Origin of the sequence: Nocardia sp. CC213A, from assembly GCF_030766805.1 — a bacterium.
GTDB classification, from domain to species: Bacteria; Actinomycetota; Actinomycetes; order Mycobacteriales; family Mycobacteriaceae; genus Nocardia; species Nocardia otitidiscaviarum.
In genome coordinates, this window is the sequence record NZ_JASFXA010000011.1 from 44,762 (window position 1) to 61,555 (window position 16,794).

The window sequence follows — 16,794 nt, forward strand, 5'->3', positions numbered from 1 at the left end:
CGGGCGCGGCGGCGTGTCCTGCGGACATCGGCGGACAACCCCGGTTCAGGGGGCTTCCGCACCGCCAACTCTGAGAGCATCATAAGAATCGTTCGATGTCATTTCGGGGAGGCATCGGATATAACTGATCCCCCGATTCGCCGCATTGATCGAATTCACCGAACTCGGGCCTGCGGTGAATCGGCTCTCGATTGCGAGTAATGATCATGAGTATCGCCAAATTCGCCGCTACCGCATTCATTTCCGCCGCCGCGCTGGGCATTGCCACGGCGACGGCACAGGGCGCTCCGGCCGCGCCGGGCATCAGTGGTGTCGATCGAGGGGTCGAGTACACCACCACGCTCGCTCCCGACCGCAGCGCCGTCACCACCACCCTGGCCGCCGGCCGGTTCGAACTGGGCAACGACGCGGTGGCCGTGATCGCGCCCGGCGGGGCCACCATCGCGGCCATTCCGCTCACCTACCAGGTGGCGGACCGCTCCATCAGCGTTGTGCCGCAACTGGATGCCAGCGGCACCGTGTTGACCGTCCACCCGGCCAGCGCCGCGGACCTCGCGCCCGCCACGGCCGAAACCGTTGCGCTGCAACATGTCGCCGATGCCGGATCGATCGTGGCCGGTGCGCTCATCGGCTGTGTGGTCGGCGCGGTGATCGGCGTGTTCTTCTTCGTGGTCGGCGCGGTCGTCGGCTGTGGGGTAGGCGGCCTGCTCGGTGCCATCATCGCGAGCCAGCGCTGACATCGAGGCGGGAGGCAGCCGCCGGACGGCACCGCCGGAGTCCGACTCCGGCGGTGCCGCGTCCCGACTCCGTCCACGGTCGTAGGCGGCACTGCGCTCCGGGACGGATGTGGTCGGCCGCGCCCCGTCCTACCGTGGGGATATGACGTGGAACGATGTGGCCGAGGCCAAATACGCCCTGCTCACCACCTATAAGAAGGATGGCACGCCGGTCGGCACGCCGGTGTGGGTCGCCCCCGACGGCGACCGCATCCTGGTGTGGACCAATGCCGACGCCTGGAAGGTCAAGCGGATTCGCCGCGACCCTCGGGTGACATTGCAGATCAGCGACAATCGCGGTAAGCCGCGCGGCCACGCGGTGGTCGAGGGCATCGCGAGCGTGCTCGACGCCGACGGCACCGAGCGGACGCGCACTGTGCTGGCGGACAAGTACGGCCTGCTCGGCAGCCTCGCGATCAAGGGGCACAAGCTGATTCGCGGGGCGGACAGCTCGGTGGGGCTGGTCGTCACCCCGCGGGCGTCGTAACCGTTCCGCGGGCCGGAAGAACCGCGAGCACAGCAGTACTCCGCCGGCACCGGAGCGCGTGCGCCGGGTTCACGGTGCCGCCGCGGGTCCGGCGATCGGACGCGCACCCTGTCCGGGTCGCGCGGTGCGAGCCGGCCGGGGGGCATGCGGTCGGATGCTCCGCCCGGCCCGCTCAGCTGTCGGCGGTGATCTCCAAGCCGATGGTGCCGCCCCGGCCGCGGCGCAGCAGACTGCCCTGCACGCCGAGCCAGCCCATGATGCCGTACTTGCGTTTGATGAGGGCGCGGGCGCGATCGGTGCCCGCGGCATCGAGCACGACGCCGGTTCCGGAGACCACCGGACCGCGCGGTTTGCCCATGGCGTCGCAGGGTTGCAGGGTGACCCGGGGGTCGCGGCGCAGCCGCTTGACCTTCCAGCTGTCGGTCACGGTCCAGACATAGAGGCGACCGGCGTCGAGCACCGCCCAGACCGCGGTGCCGACCGGCGTGCCGTCCTTCTTGTAGGTGGTCAGCAGCACGTATTTGGAGTCGCCCACCGGGCCGAACGGATTGTCCACGCCCGCAGCCTAACCCGCGTCCCCATCGACCGCCGTGTCCGGATCGTCCGCCATGCGGTATTCGCCCGCTTCCAGTCGGGTCAGCAGTCCGGCGGTCCAGCCGGTGAGATTGCCGAAGACGCCGCTCCACAGCTCCAGCAGATCCGTCGAGTACGGGGCCTCGTGGCGGCTCGGGAACTCCGGAATCATCTCGAGCAGCCCGACCCGGATCTCCTCGCTGCGGGCGCGCTGCTCGCGCAGCAATTCGATCACCCGGGCCCGGGGGAGGGCGTCCATGAAGGCGATACCCGCGCCCAGCTCCTCCATATCCACGCTGACGAGCGCGATTTCGAGCAGGTGCAGGAACTCGCGTTCACCGGTCGGGGTGAGCTCATAGAGGGTGCGGCCCGGACCCTGGCTGCTGCCCTCGGTGCCGAGCGTCCGCAGGCAGCCCTCCTGTGCCAGCTGTTTGAGCGCGTGGTGGATCGAACCGGGTTTCACATTCGTCCAGGTCTCGGCCCGCCAGGACAGCAGTTCCCGGCGCACCGCGTAGCCGTAGGTCGGCTGGGCGTGCAGGCGCACCACGCCGAGGACGAGCAGGCGCACGGTGGACATGGCGATCTCCTTCGGCGGCGGTGACGGTGCCGCTCATGGTAGTCAAACTTGACTTCCACTTCGAAACCGGCCTAGCCTGAGGTAGTCAAATTTGATTACCAAGATTGAGGTGATGGGATGGCGAACCTCTCGGTGCCGGTGCTGTGGGGCGGGAACCTGCCCGAAACCCTGGACTTCTACCGCACGCTCGGCTATGAGGTCACCAGTGAGCAGACCCGCCCGTACACCTATGGAACGGTCGAACGCGACGGCTGGCACGTGCACTTCGGGCCGACCCCGCACGGCGGCGTCGACGCGCAGACCGCACACGTCGGCTGCCTGGTCTTCGTCGAGGACGTGGAGAAGTTGCACGCGGAGTTCACCGCCGCCCTGCGCGCCCGCTACGGCAGGGTGCCCGCGCGCGGCAATCCGCGCATCACCCGCTTCCGGCCCGGGCAGACGCGCTTCACGGTGGTCGACCCGGTCGGCAACGCGATCATCTACATCCGCCCCGACGAGCCGGATCCCGAGTACGGCGGCGCGCGCAATCTCGAGGGATTGGCGCGCGTCCTCGACAATGCTCGCATCCTGCGGGATTCCAAAATGGACGACAAGGCCGCGGCCCGCGCCATCGTGACCGGGCTCAAACGGTTCGGTGCCACCGCGCCGGCCGTCGACAAGGGGCGGGCGCTGGCGCAGCTGCTGGAGATCGCGGTCGCCACCGAGGACACCGCGCGGGCCGCCGACGTGCGTTCGGAATTGGCGGAACTCGAACTGTCCGAGGCCGACCGCGCGGTGATCGCGGCGGAGCTGCGCGTGGTCGGTGAGCTGGAGGAGTGGCTCGAAACGGAGGACTGATCGCCGTCGCCGCGCCATGATGCGGTGCCGTGCGCGGCAGCCGGACGCCGGCGTGGGGTGTCCGAGCCGCGACGGAACTCAGGCCGCGACGGTCAGCACCTCCGGTCCGTCGGCGGTGATCGCCACCGTGTGCTCGGAGTGCGCGGTGCGCGAGCCGTCGGCCGAACGGATGGTCCAGCCGTCCGGGTCGGTGACCACGCGAGCGGTGGTGTGGGCGAACCAGGGCTCGATGGCGATGGTGAGGCCGGGGCGCAGCCGGTAGCCGCGTCCCGGCTGGCCCGCATTGGCGATATGCGGGTCCTCGTGCATGGTCCGGCCCAGGCCGTGCCCGCCGAACTCGGTGTTCACCCGGTAGCCGTAGCCGCGCGCCACGGCCGCGATGGCGGCCGAGATGTCGCCGACCCGATTGCCCGGACGGGCGACGTCGATGGCGGCGGCCAGGGCGTCCTCGGTGGCGCGAACCAGGTGCTGATCCTCGGCGGCGGGGGTGCCCACGATGACGGTGGTGGCGGCGTCGGCCACCCAGCCGTCGATGCCGACCGCCAGATCCATGCTGAGCACATCGCCGTCGCGCAGGGCGTAGTCGAAGGGCAGGCCGTGCAGGACGGCGTCGTTCACCGACAGGCAGACGGTATTGCGGAACGGGCCGCGACCGAAGGAGGGCGCGTAGTCCCAGTAGCAGGACTGTGCGCCGCGCTCGCGAATCCGCTCCCGCACATGGTGTTCCAGGTCCAGCAGATTCACGCCGACCTGGGCCCGCGCCCGCAGTTCGCCGAGCACCTCGGCCACGAACCGGCCGGTGACCCGCATGTGATCGATCTCCGCGGGCGATTTCAGTTCTACCATCACAACCTCCGATTGGTATTTTAATACCACCGTAGCCCGCGTCGGTATTCAAATACCAATCCGAGTAGAGTGACCCGCATGGTCCGACTTCCGCTGACCCCCGCCCAGATCGAGGCCGGACGCCGCCTGGGGCACGCCCTGCGCACCGCCCGCGCCGGCCGCGATCTCGCCGAGGTCGCCGCCGCGGCGGGCATCTCCCCGGAAACTCTGCGCAAGATCGAATCGGGGCGGCTGCCCACCCCCGCCTTCGGCACCATCGTGGCGCTCAGCCGCACCCTGGACATCCCGCTGGACGATCTCGCCGAAAGCTGTCAGCCCACCGCGTCGCCGCAGCGCTCGGCGTCCTGACCGCCGCTCAGTCCACCGACAGTTCGACGGGAACCGCGATGACATCCACCATCGCGCCGTTGCACAGCACCGTGACCGGCAGCGGGCGGCCGATCGCCTCGTCGAACAGCTGGCGCTGAATGCCCTGGGCGTCACGCACTTCCGCCCGCGCCACGCTCAGCACCAGATCACCCTTGCGCGGCCCCGCCCGGTCGGCGGGGCCGCCGCGCACCACCGGAGCGGATCAGGTCGCCTGACTCACCGACGACATGTGGAAGTCCGGAATGCGTAGCGCGGGCATGGCGGTGCGGGTGAACCAGTCCTTCCATTCGCGGGGGAGGGCGATCTCGGTGCGGCCCGCCTCGCCGACCCGGCGCAGCAGATCCAGCGGGCTCTCGTTGAAGCGGAAGTTGTTGACCGCCGCGGTCACCGCACCGTCTTCCACCAGGTAGACGCCGTCCCGGGTGAGGCCGGTGAGCAGCAGGGTGGCCGGGTCCACCTCGCGGATGTACCACAGGCAGGTGAGCAGCAGTCCGCGTTCGGTGCGTGCCACCATCTCCGCGAGCGAGGCGTCGGTGCCGCCGGTCATGAGCAGGTTCTCACCGGGCGGCGTGACGGCGGCCTCGAATTCGGCGGCGGTGGCGCGCGGATACACCAGGTTGGCGATCGCGCCGTCGCGCAGCCAGTCCACCCGACGCGCGGAGAGTCCGTTGTCGAAGACCGACAGCGACTCCGAGGACGACGGGGTGGCCACGAACGGCCGGTACTCCAGACCGGCGGCGCTCGGATCCGAATACAGGGTGAGCGGAATATCCGTGAGCCGCTCCCCGATCCGGGTGCCGCCCGAACGGGAGAAGGCGGTGTGACCCTCCTGCGCGCCGCGGCCCTCCATACTCCACGCCATGTAGATCATCAGGTCGGCCACCGCGGACGGCGGCAGCAGAGTCTCGTAGCGTCCGGCGGGCAGCTCCACCCGTCGCGCCGACCAGTCCAGGCGGCGGGTCAGTTCGCCCAGCAGGGCGGGGGTGTCGACATCGGTGAAATCGAGGGTGCCCGCGCCGACCCAGGCGCTGGCCAGTTCCGCGCCCGCACCGCGCTTACCGTTGATCTCCACCGACCCGGTGGGCTGCACCCAGCGGCGGCGGATCCCGGTGGAGGTGCCCAGCCAGCTGGAATGCATCTGGTGGTGGGCGAATCCGTAGAGGCGGTCCGCGCCGTCGAAGCCGGCCGCGAGATCGCGGGCCAGGCCCTCGAAGACGGTGATGTCGGTACCGGCGGGGGAGCCGTCCCACGACAGCTCGCCGTCCGGGCCGACGGGGCCGGCCGTCTCCGGGGTCAGCAGCGGCATGGCGTCACGGGCCGGTTCGGCGTCGCGGGCCGCGGCCTCGCTGGCGCGCACCACGGATTCGATCTCGGCCGGATCGACACTGGTGGAACCGACGCTGCCGACCCGGGCGACCCGCGGGCCGTCCCGGAAGATCGAGACGACCGCCCAGTCACGCGACATCGAGGAACCATTGGTGGTCATGGAGTTTCCGGCCCAGCGCAGCGAGGCATCGTGGGCATCGGTGACGATGACGACGGCCTCGTCCGCACGCGAGTGCCGCAGCGCGGTCTCCACCACCTCGGGTGCTGCGATCATGCTGTTCACTGCCCGGCCTCCGTGCGCGTATTGAGGACATTGATCCCGCGGACCAGCACCGACGGGCAACCGTGGCTGACCGCCGCCACCTGACCGGGCTGTGCCTTCCCGCAGTTGAACGCACCGCCCAGCACCCACGTGGACGGGCCGCCGACGGCCTCCATGGCGCCCCAGAAGTCGGTGGTGGTGGCCTGATAGGCGACGTCGCGCACCTGTCCGGCCAACTCGCCGTCGCGAATGCGGAAGAAACGCTGGCCGGTGAACTGGAAGTTGTAGCGCTGCATGTCGATCGACCAGCTCTTGTCGCCGACGATGTAGAGGCCGTCGGCCACCCGGGAGATCAGCTCGGCGGTGGTGGTGTCGCGCTCGGGATCCGGTCGCAGCGACACATTCGCCATGCGCTGGATCGGCACGTGGTGCGGGGAGTCGGCGTAGGAGCAGCCGTTGGACCGATCCAGGCCCAACCGCGGGGCGAAGACGCGGTCGAGCTGATAGCCCACCAGAACGCCGTCCCGCACCAGATCCCAGCGCTGCCCGGCCACCCCGTCGTCGTCGTATCCGACCGAGGCCAGCCCGTGTGGCTCGGTGCGGTCGCCGGTGACATGCATGATCGGGGTGCCGTACCGCAGGGTGCCGAGGGTGTCCGGGGTGGCGAAGGAGGTGCCCGCGTAGGCGGATTCGTAACCGATGGCGCGGTCGTACTCGGTGGCGTGGCCGATGGACTCGTGAATGGTCAGCCACAGGTTGCTGGGATCGATCACCAGATCGGTGCGGCCGGGGACGACGGTCGGGGCGGCCACCTTCTCGGCCAGCCACTCCGGGATGCGCGCGAGTTCGCCGTCCCAATCCCAGACGCCGTCCGCGCCGGTCACGTACTCCCAGCCGCGACCAGCCGGGGCGGCGAGAGTGCGCATGGTGTCGAAGACACCGGCCGCGGTGTCGACGGCGATGGCCTCGAGTTGCGGTTGCAGCCGCACCCGCTGCTGGGTGATGCGGGAGCCGAAGGTGTCGGCGTAGTAGGTCTGCTCCTTGACCTGGTACAGCGACGCCGTCACGTGATCCACGCCGGCGGCGGTGTGCAGCCGCCGCGAATAGTCCAGCAGCAGCGCGGTTTTCTCGGGGGTGGGCACGGTGAAGGGGTCGATGTCGTAGTCCGACACCCACTCCACGCCGTCGTACACCGGCTCGGCGGCGAGTTCGACGCGCTCGCGATTCAATGCCCGCAATGTCGTGGCAACGGTGACCGCGCGGCGCGCCACCTCCGCCGCCGACTCCGGATTCAGCACGGCGTGCGAGGCGAAGCCCCAGGTGCCGTCCACGATCACCCGGACCGCGAAGCCGAGATCGGTACTGTCGCCCACCGACTCGACCCGGCCGTCCCGCAGCCGGATGGACTGCGACACCAGCCGGTGCACCCGCAGATCGGCATAGCTCGCGCCCGCCGACCGCGCCGCCGACAGGGCGGCATCGGCGAGCGCGGCCAGGGGCAGTGCGCGGAACTCGTCGTCCACGGCCTTGGTTGCGATGCTCACCCGGTCCACGCTAAGCCGGAGATCCGACACGCGCCAACCACATCCGCGCGCGAGCCGGAATACACAGCGTGCGAAGGTGCACACGCTGCAACAATGCACGGGCTGCGAAGTCGCACAGCAGGAAACGCGCGCGACAAACCCGTGGACATGCCACGTTTTGCTGCTCGGATGCCGTAGCGTCTGCCCGCGTGCCGCCATCCGCACTTCGTGACCGCAAACGTGAACGCACCCGCCGAGCCCTGCTCGAGGCTGCCGTCGAATTGTTCGAGACCCGAGGCTATGAGGCGACCACGGTCGCCGATATCGCCGCCACCGCCGAGGTCGGCACCAGAACGTTCTTCAACTACTTCGCGAGCAAGGAAGAACTGCTCTTCCCGGAACCCGACGAACGGGTCCAGGCCGCCGTCCGGGCCATCGCCACGCGCCGGGCCGGCGAACGTCCCGTGGAGGTGCTGCTGCGCGCCCTGCGCGCGGCGGGCGACAATCCCGGCGACCACCTCGGCGACACCCTGGCATCGCGCATCTCGGTGCTGCGCGCCCGGATCTCGCGCACCGTGCCCGCCGTGAGCGGCCGCGCGGCCTACGCCCAACTGGCCTCGCAACAGGAGATCGCCGGACAGTTGCGGACGGCCTTCCCGGACGAACTCGACGACGTCGGCGCCGCCGCCCTGGTGGGCGCGGTGGTCGGCGCGGTCTCCGGCGCCCTCACCGTCCTGTTCCAGCAACCGGGCCTCGAGGACGGCGAGCAACTGCACCGCAAGATCCAGGAGACCACCTCGAAGGTGCTGGCCCCCTGGCTGAACGAGCGCCCCGCCGACGTGCGTCCGGCCGCCGACGACCGGCCGCGACCCGCCACCCGCGCGAACGACGCCGGGGATACCGTGCCGGACGGTGCCGACACACCGGGACACACCGCCGCATCGGTCGACCGCGATACCGCTTCGGACACAGCGCCACTCGACCGTCGGGAACACGGCATCGGGGCTGGAGGCCGTGCGGTGGAGTGCAGGGACGGCATGTCCGGGCCGGGCGACGGTGTGGCGGCATCGGGCGAGGCCGGAACCGAGGGAGCGGAGCGTCCGGCGGCAGCCAGGGCGGATGCCGCCGAACGTTCGGAATCCGCGATGGACTCGCGGGAGTCGACGGGTACCGCGCGAGAAACTGTCGCGGCGGGACACCGGTCGGCCGCCGCCGCGCGTCCGGACGCGGCAGTACCCCGCCACGCGGTGCGCCGCCTGACGTCGGAACCTCTGCGGCGCGCGCTCGAAGCGGCCCGGCCGCTGCCCACCGAGCGGTTCACCGTGTACCGGGCGGAGGACGGCACCACCCGCCTCGAGACCCCGGACACCGACCCGCCACGGTCGGAATCTGCCTGGCACGCGCCCGATTCGGCCCGCGACAGCACCGACGATCTCCCGCTACCCGAGGACGCGCTGGTCTGAGCCGGTACCGGCCACCGCCTGGGCTCGGCCGCGGACTCGCCGCGGCGGCCGGATATGTCCGCGGCTCAGGCGAACTGCTGCCAGCCCAGGCGGATCACCATGGCCACCACCACGATCAGCAGTACCGCGCGGACGAAGCCGGCGCCGCGGGCCAGGGCCATGCGGGAGCCGATGACCGCGCCGAGCACATTGCCGACGGCCATGGCCAGGCCGAGGGCCCACAGCACGTGGCCGGTCGCGCCGAGGAAGAGCAGGGAGCCGAGGTTGGAGCCGCAGTTGATCACCTTCGCCATGGCGGCGGCGCGCACGAATTCGGTGCCGAGCAGGGTGGCGAAGGTGATGATGAGGAAGGTGCCGGTGCCGGGGCCGAGCAAACCGTCGTAGAGGCCGATGAGCCCGGCGGCCAGGGCGATCACCAGGATGGTCTTGCGGCGGGTCGGGGGATGGGTGGCCATGGTGACGCCGATCGACGGCCGTAGTGTGACGAAAACCGCCACACCCACCAGCACCACCATGACGATGGGGATGAACAGTTCCCGGTCGATGAGCGCGACCGCCGCGGAGCCGCAGGCCGCCGCGAGTCCAGCGAGGAGGGCGGCGGGCAGCAGGCTGCGCCATCGCATGGGTACCTTGCGGGCGAAGGTGAGCACCGCCGCGCTGGTGCCGGAGAAGGCCGCGAGTTTATTGGTGCCCAGCGCGGTTTGCGGGGCGATGCCCGGTGCCACCACGAACAGCGTCGGCAGGATGATCAGTCCGCCGCCGCCGACCACCGCATCCACCCATCCGGCCGCGGTCGCCGCCGTCAGCAGTACCGCCCAGTCCGCAACATTCACTCACCGACCCAACCAGAACGCGCACACTTCGGGCAAATCACCAAAAAGCTCAAACCGGTCGGTTCTCGAGCCGCCGGTGGGCGTGCTGGAACGACCGGTGCCCGGCACGACTTAGGGTGGACGCATGCGCCGGTTCAGTCTGTGGTTGCGCGGCAGGCCCCAAGTAGCCGATTCGATGCTGGCGCTCGGTCTGCTGCTCATCGACCTCCTCGCCATCGGCGAGAGCGATCACAAGGCCGTCTACCTCGCCATCAGCGTGCTGCTGCCGCTGCCGATCATCTTCCGGCGCACCCACCCGGTGGGGTCGGCCGTCGCACTGGTCGGGCTGTCCTACTTCAGCTCCCTCAGCCACTGGAGCATCCAGGACGACCGCGGCGCGCTGCATCCGGCACTGCTCGGACTCGGCATCATGCTCTACACGCTGGTCGCCTATGTCGGCCGCCGCCAGGGGCTGCTGTACGTGGGCGCGCTCATCGTCGACAGCGCGCTGGCCCACTTCCTGGTCGGCACGCCCGACGGTACCGACGCCGCCTTCACCGCCGTCTACTACGCCCTGTGCTGGACCCTCGCGGAATTCATCGGCGCGCGTCACGCCTACGACGCCGAGGTGGAAGCGCGGCTGGCCGTCGCCGACTACGACCGCGAACGGCGTGCCCACGATGCCGTCGCCGCCGAACGCACCCGCATCGCCCGCGAACTCCACGATGTGGTTGCGCACGCGGTCAGCGTCATCATCGTGCAGGCCGACGGCGCGCGCTACGCCCTGCGTCACGACCCCGACACCGCCGAACAGGCGCTCACCACCATCGCCGGCACCGGACGCGAAGCCCTGCGCGAACTGCGCCGCACCGTGGAACTGCTGCGCACCGAGCATGCGCCCGAACAACTTCCGCAGCACGGCACCGCCGGCATCGCCAAGGTGGTCGCCATGATGCGCAGTGCGGGGTTGGCGGTGGAACTCGAACTCAGCGGCGAACTCGACCATGTCAGCCCCGAGATCAGCCTCGGCGTGCACCGCATCGTGCAGGAGTCGCTCACCAACACCCTGCGCCACGCCGGACCCGACCCGCGCGCCAAGGTGCGGGTGGCGCGGCGCGACAGCGACATCCTGATCGAGATCGTCGACTCCGGTGGCGCGCCCGGCGACACCACGCGAGCGACCGATACCCCGGCGGGTGGGGTCGCCACCGTCGCCACCGTCGCCCCCGCGAACGGCCTGGCCACCGTCGGCAGCGGCCTGGGCCTGGTCGGCATGCGTGAGCGCATGGCCGTGCTCGGCGGCACCCTGAGCGCGGGCCGCCGCCCCGAGGGCGGGTGGCGGGTGCGCGCCACGATCCCGCTGGAACGCGCACCGGACGAGTGAATCGGTGGCGCGGGCCGATAGATTGATCTACGTGCCGATCACCGTTCTCGTAGTCGACGACCAGGAACTCATGCGCGCGGGATTGAAGATGGTGCTCGGCGCGCACCCCGACATCGAGGTGGTGGGGGAGGCCGACAACGGGGCCGCCGCCATCTCCCACGCCGCCGAACTGCGGCCCGACGTGGTGCTCATGGATGTGCGCATGCCGGTCACCGACGGCGTCACCGCCACCGGGCAGATCGTCGACTCCGGGTGTGGCAGCCGGGTTCTGGTCATGACCACCTTCGACCTCGACGAGCACGCCCTCGGCGCGCTGCGCGCCGGAGCCAGCGGCTTCCTGCTCAAGGACACCCCGCCCGAGGACCTCATCTCCGCCATCCGCAGCGTCGCCGCCGGTGACGCCGTGGTCTCCCCGAAGGTCACCAAACGCCTGCTCGACCGATTGATCGCCGACGATCCGGCCGCCGGTCGCGATCCGGGCGTACTGGACGTCCTCACCGCCCGGGAACGCGAGGTGCTCGAACACATCGCCGCCGGACGCTCCAATGCCGAGATCGCCTCGGCCCTCTATCTCTCCGAGGCCACCGTCAAGACGCATGTCGGCCGGGTGCTCACCAAGCTGGGGCTGCGCGACCGGGTGCAAGCGGTGGTGCTGGCCTACGAGACCGGACTGGTCCGCCCCGGCAGCGCGTGAACCCGGGTCGGATCGGGAGGCAGTCCTGACCGCTCGGGAGGTGGCCCGCGACGGTCCGGGGCCGCTACGCCGGGCGCACCCGGTGCGGCACCGCCCGGACGCCGTGGCCGTGCTGCCCCACCGCATGGAAAGGCCCGGTGGGTGATCCGGGTGCGGATCGCCCACCGGGCCGGTACGGGAGCGCTCAGTGCGGGTCGATCATGCGACGGGCTGAGCCCTGGCCGTCGTCGTACCACTCGGTCACCACGGTGGCGTCGACGATGTCGCCGTCCGGGTCGATCACCACATTCCGGTGTCCGTACGGGCCGACCGCGGTGGCAACCCGGCCGAGGCGGCGAGCGGCGAACGCGGCTACCAGCGGGCGGAGCAGGAAGCGGGTCGGCGGCGCCAGCGCCAGCAGACCGAGCAGCGAGGTGAGCAGGCCCGGAACGAACATGAGTACCGCGCCCACGGCGACCAGCGCGCCGTCGGCGACCGCGGAACCCGGGTCGACCTCACCGCGCGCGGCCCCGCGGAACCGCTCGAAGACGCGCCGACCCTGCGAACGCACCAGGATCAAACCGGCCGCCGACCCGCCGATCAACAGCAGGATCGTGGGGAAAACGCCGATGAGGTGGCCGAACGCCACCAGCGTGGCGACCTCGGCGACCAGATAGGCAAGGAACAACAGTGCGGGCATGGGGCGATCCTTTCGGACGATCTACCCGGACAACGTCCGAACGCGCGAAATTTCTCCCGAACGGAACTGTGGTGCGGGGCACCCGGCCGGGCTGCGCCCCCTGGCAGGGAGTGGCCGCGGCGGCATCCGGTGGGTGTGCGACCGGGTCGGGTGTCTCTCGCGCTCGCGTCGGGAGATGGCGTGGTCGAGGCCGGAGGCTGGTCGGGGGCGCGGGTGAGGCGTGCGGCAGACTGGGGACTCGTGAGTACCCAGTTGCTTGTCGGTGGCCGTATCTACAGTTCGAGTAATCCCGACGCGACCGCCATGGCGGTGAGCGACGGGATCGTGGTGTGGGTGGGTCAGGACAAGCCGGGGCGGGCGCTGCATCCGGACGCGGAGATCGTCGATCTCGACGGCGCGTTCGTGGCACCGGCGTTCGTGGATCCGCACGTGCACATCACCGCGCTGGGGTTGCAGCTCACCGGACTCGATCTGTCGCGGGCCGCGTCGCTGGCCGAATGCCTGGAACTGGTGCGGGAATTCGCGCGCACCCGGCGGGGGGCGATCCTCGGCGACGGCTGGGACGAGACGCGCTGGCCGGAGCGGCGAGCGCCGACCTCGGCCGAGATCGACGCTGCCGCCCCCGGCCGCCTGGTGTATCTGGCCCGGGTGGACGCGCATTCGGCCGTGGTGTCCAGCGCCCTGCTCGACGCCGTGCCCGGCGTGACCGAAGCCGCCGGATTCACGCGCGGAGAACCGTTGCGGGAGAACGCCCATCACCGGGTGCGTGCCGCCGTGCTGGACGGACTCGACCGCGCCCAGCGCGACCGCGCCCGGCGGGCCGCCCTCGACCACGCCGCCGCGCACGGCATCGTCGCCGTCCACGAATGCGCCGGACCCGAGATCAGTGGGCATGCGGACGTGGCCGAACTGCTGGAGTTCTCGCACGGTGTCGAGGTGCGCGTGTACTGGGGCGAGGCCGTGCGCACCGCCGATGCGGCCCGCACCCTGGTGAAGGAACTCGGCGTGCACGCCCTCGGCGGTGATCTGTTCGTCGACGGGTCCCTCGGCTCGCACACCGCCCGGCTGCGCACCCCCTACGCCGACCGCGATACCCACGGCACCGCCTTCCTCGACGCCGACGCCGTGGCCGCCCACCTGCGCGCCTGCACCGAAGCGGGTATCCAGGCCGGATTCCACGTCATCGGCGAGGCCGCCATGGATATCGTGGTGGACGGATTCACCCGCGCCGCCGCCGAACTCGGCGGCCCGGCCGTCGCCACCCGCGGCCACCGCGTCGAACACGCCGAGATGGTCGACGCCGAGCAGATCGCGCAACTCGCCGCCTGGGGCGTGATCGCCAGTGTGCAACCCGGATTCGACGCCGCCTGGGGCGGGGCCGACGGCATGTACGCCGCCCGCCTCGGCGCGGACCGCGCCGCCACCCTCAACCCCTTCGCCGCCATGGCCGCCGCGGGCATCTCCCTCGCGATCGGTTCGGACGCACCGGTGACACCGCTGAATCCCTGGGCGGCCGTCCGCGCCGCCGCCCACCACCGCACCCCCGGCCACGGCATCTCCCCGCGCGCCGCCTTCACCGCCGCCACCCGCGGCGCCTGGCGCGCGGGCGGCGTCCGCGACGGCGTCAGCGGCACCCTGGTCCCCGGCGCCCCCGCCTCCTACGCCGTCTGGGCGGCGGACGACCTGGTGGTCGCCGCGTCGGCCGACTCCGTCCAGCGCTGGTCCACCGACCCCCGCTCCCGCGTCCCCGGACTCCCACCCCTCGACCCCACCGCGCCACTGCCGCGCTGCCTGCGCACCGTGCACCGCGGGGTCACCATCCATGGCGATTGAATCCATGGCGAATGGACCCCTGCGGCACAGCGCCCCGAAGCCCAGCTTCCCGCGGCATGGCGCCGTCACTCGCGGCTGTGTCGAAAGCTGCTCGTCCACCCCGCCGCGCCGCCGCTCGTCCGTCGTGGGTCCGACGGCTGCGGCGTGCGTCATCCCCACCCGCAGGTCCGGCGAAACACGCTCCGCTCCTGCCGGATTCGGTGCCACCACGCGTCGACACCCATCGGGCGTGCCCGGTGCGGCGGTGAGCATCGGTGGTGGCAGCCGGTTCGCTGCGGTCCGGTCGTCGGCGCCACCGTGTCCCGTCGAACCGCAGGATCACGCGGGCTCCGTAGCCGAGGCGAGTCGACCGGGCGCGAAATTCGACTGCGGGCACCGCCTGCACTCTGGGCATCGGGATCTCGGGACCGTGGATTTCGACGGCGGTCGTCGTGTGCGCCTTCTTCACCTCGGCACGCGGGGGCGACCTCGGTGGGCATCGGTGCCACCCGAGGCGGTCGGCAGTGTGGTCTGCCGGGTCATCGGTAGCGGGACCGATCAACTGCGTGGAGGGCACGGCCGTGAGTGACGGTGGGGCGGTGACGGACGCGGTGGACCTCGGTGGGGTGCGTGGCCGCGTCGAGGGTGTGGTGCGGCGGTATCCGGTGGTGGCGCGATCGTTGGCCGCCGCGGTGGCCGGGCTGTTGCTGTTCGCGAGCTTTCCGCCGCGGACGCTGTGGTTCCTGGCCCCGGTGGGCATTGCCGTGCTGACGCTGGTGGTACGCGGCAGTGGGCGGGCGCGTGCGGGATTCGGGTACGGGATGCTCGCGGGGCTGGGATTCTTCCTGCCGCTGCTGCCGTGGACCGGGATCTATGTGGGACCGGTGCCGTGGTTGGCGCTGTCGGCGGTGTGCGCGGTGTACGTGGGGCTGTTCGGCGTGGTCGCGCGGTGGGTGGGGTGGCTGCCGGGGTGGCCGCTGTGGGTGGCGGCCGGATGGTCGCTCACCGAGTGGCTGCGGTCGAGTTTCCCGTTCGGCGGATTTCCTTGGGGGAGGCTGGCTTTCGGTCAGGGTGACGGCTGGTACCTGCCGTACGCCATGCTCGGCGGCGCACCGCTGGTCAGTTTCCTGGTGGCGCTCACCGGTACCGGGCTGGCCGCGCTGGCGGTCGCGGTGCGGCGGTGGCGGGCGGGTGCGGAGGCCCCGGCCAACTCCCCGCGTCGTCCCAGATGGGGAGCTTGGCGTCCCACATCCTGGAACTTGATTATTTCCGCGACCATGCTTGTGGCTATCATTCCACTCACCGGAGTGATCCTCCGGACCGCGCTGCCCGGCCCGGAGGACGGCAACCGGCCGATCACGGTCGCCGCGATCCAGGGCAGCGTGCCCCGCCTCGGCCTGGACTTCAACGCCCAGCGCCGCGCGGTTCTGGACAATCACGTCCGGCGCACCGAGGAATTGGTCCGCGAGGTGGCCGCCGGTCGCGTCCCGCGCCCGGATGTGGTGATCTGGCCGGAGAATTCGTCGGATATCGATCCGCTGCGCAACGGCGACGCCGCCGCGCTCATCACCCGGGCCTCCGAGTCGATCGGGGCCCCGATCCTGGTCGGCGCGGTGCTGGTCAACTCCGACCGCACCACCACGAATTCGGTCATGGTGTGGGACGGCGCGAACGGTCCGGTCGACCGCCACGACAAGAAGATCATCCAGCCCTTCGGCGAATACCTGCCCTACCGTGAGTTCTTCCGGCACTTCTCCGAATACGCCGACCGCGCCGGATATTTCGTGCCCGGCGCGGGAGACGGTGTGGTGGACGTGCCGACCGCGGCCGCCGGGAGCGTGCCGATCGGCGTCGCCACCTGCTACGAGGTCGCCTTCGACCGCGCCTTCGAACAGTCGCTGCGCGCGGGCGCGGAAATCCTCACGGTGCCCACCAACAACGCCACCTTCGGCAAGAGCGAGATGACCTACCAGCAGCTCGCCATGTCGCGGGTGCGCGCGGTGGAGCACGGTCGCGCACTGGTGGTCTCGGCCACCACCGGGGTGAGCGCGATGATCGGCGCGGACGGCCGAATCCAGCAGCAGACTGCCCAGTTCGTGCCCGCGGCGCTGGTGGCCGAGCTGCCGCTGCGCACCGAGACGACACTCGCCACGCGGATCGGCCCCGCGCCGGAGTATGTCTTGTGTATTCTGGCCGCGGCCGCACTCGTGGCGGCAGCGATCCGCCGGCGAACGACCACCCCCGCACCGCCGGCCGACCAGGACGCAGCCGGATAACCGTCCGGCTCCACACGCGAGGTGGCCCGTGCCCGGCGCGGGGTGTGATCGGTCCGAGCCGGAGCAGCCCTGCCGTTCGTGGCGGCGGCGCGTATGAG

General features: G+C 71.0%; 17 protein-coding genes. 9 read left to right on the forward strand and 8 right to left on the reverse strand.

Annotation, left to right across the window (positions count from 1 at the left end; genetic code table 11):
- Window positions 1-206: 206 nt before the first annotated feature.
- Window positions 207-737 carry a hypothetical protein gene (locus tag QJS31_RS20850; protein ID WP_306357469.1) on the forward strand — a complete coding sequence of 177 codons (531 nt, stop codon included), beginning with the start codon at window positions 207-209 and terminating at the stop codon, window positions 735-737.
- Window positions 738-879: 142 nt separating this feature from the next.
- On the forward strand, window positions 880-1,263 hold the full coding sequence (locus QJS31_RS20855; protein ID WP_306357470.1) for a PPOX class F420-dependent oxidoreductase: 384 nt from the start codon (window positions 880-882) through the stop codon (window positions 1,261-1,263).
- A 172-nt stretch (window positions 1,264-1,435) separates the two neighbouring features.
- Here QJS31_RS20855 and QJS31_RS20860 read toward each other — a convergent pair whose 3' ends face one another.
- Together QJS31_RS20860 and QJS31_RS20865 are read right to left on the reverse strand one after the other, a co-directional pair.
- Window positions 1,436-1,819, reverse strand: coding sequence for a PPOX class F420-dependent oxidoreductase (locus tag QJS31_RS20860; RefSeq protein ID WP_306357471.1), 384 nt, complete (start codon window positions 1,817-1,819; stop codon window positions 1,436-1,438).
- Between the two features lie 9 nt (window positions 1,820-1,828).
- A complete protein-coding gene (locus tag QJS31_RS20865; RefSeq protein ID WP_306357472.1) occupies window positions 1,829-2,413 on the reverse strand; it encodes a PadR family transcriptional regulator in 585 nt (194 codons plus the stop codon).
- A 117-nt stretch (window positions 2,414-2,530) separates the two neighbouring features.
- Here QJS31_RS20865 and QJS31_RS20870 point away from each other — a divergent pair, with 117 nt between their 5' ends.
- Window positions 2,531-3,250 (forward strand): glyoxalase, encoded by a 720-nt coding sequence (locus QJS31_RS20870; protein ID WP_306357473.1) that lies wholly within the window; start codon window positions 2,531-2,533, stop codon window positions 3,248-3,250.
- A 78-nt stretch (window positions 3,251-3,328) separates the two neighbouring features.
- Here QJS31_RS20870 and map read toward each other — a convergent pair whose 3' ends face one another.
- The gene (gene map, locus QJS31_RS20875) at window positions 3,329-4,096 is read right to left on the reverse strand and encodes a type I methionyl aminopeptidase (RefSeq protein WP_306357474.1); all 768 of its coding nucleotides are present in this window, start codon (window positions 4,094-4,096) and stop codon (window positions 3,329-3,331) included.
- Between the two features lie 78 nt (window positions 4,097-4,174).
- On the opposite strand from map, the gene QJS31_RS20880 reads away from it, so the two are divergent.
- Entirely contained in the window at window positions 4,175-4,444 is a 270-nt protein-coding gene (locus QJS31_RS20880) for a helix-turn-helix transcriptional regulator (RefSeq protein WP_143980838.1), read from the forward strand.
- A gap of 7 nt (window positions 4,445-4,451) precedes the next feature.
- On the opposite strand, the gene QJS31_RS20885 is transcribed toward QJS31_RS20880, so the two are convergent.
- From QJS31_RS20885 to QJS31_RS20895, 3 genes are read right to left on the reverse strand one after another with little or no spacing between them, the layout of a single operon-like run.
- On the reverse strand, window positions 4,452-4,655 hold the full coding sequence (locus QJS31_RS20885; RefSeq protein WP_306357475.1) for a hypothetical protein: 204 nt from the start codon (window positions 4,653-4,655) through the stop codon (window positions 4,452-4,454).
- Window positions 4,656-4,667: 12 nt separating this feature from the next.
- Window positions 4,668-6,065, reverse strand: coding sequence for a metallopeptidase TldD-related protein (locus QJS31_RS20890; RefSeq protein WP_306357573.1), 1,398 nt, complete (start codon window positions 6,063-6,065; stop codon window positions 4,668-4,670).
- Between the two features lie 5 nt (window positions 6,066-6,070).
- Window positions 6,071-7,597: a TldD/PmbA family protein gene (locus QJS31_RS20895; protein ID WP_282786212.1), complete on the reverse strand. Its 1,527-nt coding sequence runs from the start codon at window positions 7,595-7,597 to the stop codon at window positions 6,071-6,073.
- Between the two features lie 188 nt (window positions 7,598-7,785).
- On the opposite strand from QJS31_RS20895, the gene QJS31_RS20900 reads away from it, so the two are divergent.
- A complete protein-coding gene (locus QJS31_RS20900; RefSeq protein ID WP_306357476.1) occupies window positions 7,786-9,039 on the forward strand; it encodes a TetR/AcrR family transcriptional regulator in 1,254 nt (417 codons plus the stop codon).
- Window positions 9,040-9,104: 65 nt separating this feature from the next.
- On the opposite strand, the gene QJS31_RS20905 is transcribed toward QJS31_RS20900, so the two are convergent.
- Window positions 9,105-9,872: a TSUP family transporter gene (locus tag QJS31_RS20905; protein ID WP_143980840.1), complete on the reverse strand. Its 768-nt coding sequence runs from the start codon at window positions 9,870-9,872 to the stop codon at window positions 9,105-9,107.
- Window positions 9,873-9,996: 124 nt separating this feature from the next.
- Here QJS31_RS20905 and QJS31_RS20910 point away from each other — a divergent pair, with 124 nt between their 5' ends.
- Together QJS31_RS20910 and QJS31_RS20915 are read left to right on the forward strand one after the other, a co-directional pair.
- Window positions 9,997-11,235, forward strand: coding sequence for a sensor histidine kinase (locus QJS31_RS20910; protein WP_282786087.1), 1,239 nt, complete (start codon window positions 9,997-9,999; stop codon window positions 11,233-11,235).
- 31 nt (window positions 11,236-11,266) lie between these two features.
- Window positions 11,267-11,929: a response regulator transcription factor gene (locus tag QJS31_RS20915; RefSeq protein ID WP_282786086.1), complete on the forward strand. Its 663-nt coding sequence runs from the start codon at window positions 11,267-11,269 to the stop codon at window positions 11,927-11,929.
- Between the two features lie 184 nt (window positions 11,930-12,113).
- Here QJS31_RS20915 and QJS31_RS20920 read toward each other — a convergent pair whose 3' ends face one another.
- Window positions 12,114-12,608, reverse strand: coding sequence for an FxsA family protein (locus QJS31_RS20920; protein ID WP_306357477.1), 495 nt, complete (start codon window positions 12,606-12,608; stop codon window positions 12,114-12,116).
- Between the two features lie 240 nt (window positions 12,609-12,848).
- Between QJS31_RS20920 and QJS31_RS20925 the strand changes: the two genes are divergently transcribed.
- Both QJS31_RS20925 and lnt read left to right on the forward strand, forming a co-directional pair.
- Window positions 12,849-14,441, forward strand: coding sequence for an amidohydrolase (locus tag QJS31_RS20925; protein ID WP_306357478.1), 1,593 nt, complete (start codon window positions 12,849-12,851; stop codon window positions 14,439-14,441).
- A gap of 605 nt (window positions 14,442-15,046) precedes the next feature.
- Window positions 15,047-16,696 carry an apolipoprotein N-acyltransferase gene (lnt, locus tag QJS31_RS20930; protein WP_306357574.1) on the forward strand — a complete coding sequence of 550 codons (1,650 nt, stop codon included), beginning with the start codon at window positions 15,047-15,049 and terminating at the stop codon, window positions 16,694-16,696.
- Window positions 16,697-16,794: the final 98 nt, after the last annotated feature.

What these genes read in the sequence shown, in the direction of transcription:
- QJS31_RS20850 (WP_306357469.1), top strand. Translation starts at nt 207, where the DNA reads ATGAGTATCGCCAAATTCGCCGCTACCGCATTCATTTCCGCCGCCGCG.
- QJS31_RS20855 (WP_306357470.1), top strand. Translation starts at nt 880, where the DNA reads ATGACGTGGAACGATGTGGCCGAGGCCAAATACGCCCTGCTCACCACC.
- QJS31_RS20865 (WP_306357472.1), bottom strand. Translation starts at nt 2,413, where the DNA reads ATGTCCACCGTGCGCCTGCTCGTCCTCGGCGTGGTGCGCCTGCACGCC.
- QJS31_RS20870 (WP_306357473.1), top strand. Translation starts at nt 2,531, where the DNA reads ATGGCGAACCTCTCGGTGCCGGTGCTGTGGGGCGGGAACCTGCCCGAA.
- map (WP_306357474.1), bottom strand. Translation starts at nt 4,096, where the DNA reads ATGGTAGAACTGAAATCGCCCGCGGAGATCGATCACATGCGGGTCACC.
- QJS31_RS20880 (WP_143980838.1), top strand. Translation starts at nt 4,175, where the DNA reads ATGGTCCGACTTCCGCTGACCCCCGCCCAGATCGAGGCCGGACGCCGC.
- QJS31_RS20890 (WP_306357573.1), bottom strand. Translation starts at nt 6,065, where the DNA reads ATGATCGCAGCACCCGAGGTGGTGGAGACCGCGCTGCGGCACTCGCGT.
- QJS31_RS20910 (WP_282786087.1), top strand. Translation starts at nt 9,997, where the DNA reads ATGCGCCGGTTCAGTCTGTGGTTGCGCGGCAGGCCCCAAGTAGCCGAT.
- QJS31_RS20920 (WP_306357477.1), bottom strand. Translation starts at nt 12,608, where the DNA reads ATGCCCGCACTGTTGTTCCTTGCCTATCTGGTCGCCGAGGTCGCCACG.